We start from the raw sequence: 244 nt of genomic DNA on the forward strand, positions 1-244 counted from the left end.
TTTGCGGCCCCGCGCTCGCGCTGCCGCCAAGCCCGCCATGGTTCGCTCCCTGATAACTTCACGTTCGAACTCGGCCAGCGCTGCAAACATATGAAATCCAAGTTTGCCGGAAGGGCTCCCAGTATCGATAGATTCCTTCAGGGACTTGAACTTGATGCCGCGCTTTTCCAGGTCGTTGACTATGCGGACGAGGTCCTGCAAGTTGCGCCCCAACCGGTCTAGTCGCCACACGACCAACGTGTCG

Annotated in this window: 1 protein-coding gene; it reads right to left on the bottom strand. The window is 58.6% G+C overall.

Annotated elements, in window-relative coordinates:
* Positions 1-244 (bottom strand): recombinase family protein (locus tag RVY79_RS21140; protein ID WP_317466573.1); only part of this gene is annotated, 244 nt, incomplete at both ends.

The sequence above is a fragment of the Chromohalobacter sp. HP20-39 genome (assembly GCF_033052815.1).
Taxonomy (GTDB): Bacteria; Pseudomonadota; Gammaproteobacteria; order Pseudomonadales; family Halomonadaceae; genus Chromohalobacter.